Source organism: Nguyenibacter vanlangensis, assembly GCF_013376155.1.
Taxonomy (GTDB): domain Bacteria; phylum Pseudomonadota; class Alphaproteobacteria; order Acetobacterales; family Acetobacteraceae; genus Gluconacetobacter; species Gluconacetobacter vanlangensis.
On record NZ_JABXXP010000893.1, the window covers coordinates 1 to 1,006 of the forward strand.

Annotated in this window: 1 protein-coding gene; it reads left to right on the forward strand. The window is 68.7% G+C overall.

Features of this window, described 5'->3' with window-relative positions; all coding sequences use genetic code 11:
- Positions 1 to 854: vitamin B12 dependent-methionine synthase activation domain-containing protein (locus tag HUK84_RS19950; protein ID WP_281362874.1), on the forward strand; the 854-nt coding region annotated here is incomplete at its 5' end.
- Positions 855 to 1,006: the final 152 nt, after the last annotated feature.

Here is a 1,006-nt window from a genome sequence, read left to right on the forward strand (position 1 = left end):
GATTCGCCCCGGTCGATCCGGCCGCCGCGCGCGCGCGTCGCCGGCGCCTGACCCAGGACGAGCCGGCTGTCGTGCCGCCCTTCTGGGGGGCCAGGGTCATCGAAGCCACGCCGGATGCGGTGCTGCCCTTTCTGAATGAGCGCTCGCTGTACCAGTTCCAGTGGGGCTTCAGGAAACAGGGCCGCTCGCTGGACGATTTCATGGTCTGGGCCCGGCAGGAACTGCGCCCCGTGCTGCGCCGCATGCTGGCGCTGGCGGCCGAGCAGGATATCCTGCGGCCGCAAGCCTGCTACGGCTACTGGAAGGCCGCCGGCGAGGGCAATGACCTGATCCTGTTCGAAGAGGACGGCGCCACCGAGGCCGCGCGCTTCACCCTGCCGCGCCAGCCGCGCGAGGACGGCGCGTGCATCGCCGATTTCGTCCGCGACGTCGATGACGCACGGCGCGACGTGATCGGGCTGCAGGTCGTGACCGTCGGCCAGACCGCGTCGGACATGGCGCGCGAATGGTTCGAGGCCAACCGCTATAAGGATTACCTGTACCTGCACGGGCTGTCGGTCGAAATGGCCGAGGCGATGGCCGAATATACCCACAAGCGCATCCGCGCCGAGCTGGGCTTCGCCGCCGAGGACGACCGCGACATGGCGAAATTGCTGCAGCAGGGCTATCGCGGCTCGCGCTATTCGTTCGGCTATCCGGCCTGCCCGCGCCTGGAGGACCAGGAGCCGATCCTGACGCTGCTGGATGCCGGGCGAATCGGCGTGTCGCTGACCGATGGCTACCAACTGCATCCGGAACAATCGACCTCGGCGCTGGTGGTGCTGAACCGGCAGGCGAAATATTTCTCGATCTGAAACGAAATCGCCGGAAATGCCGGGCGGACCGGGAACGGGAGATTGACCGGCGGTGGCCGCCGCCGCCATCATGCCGCCATGCCCCGCCTGCCGCCTGCCCCGCCCGATCCGCATGACGCGTCCCGCCGGAACGCGGCCGCCTTGGATGCCCG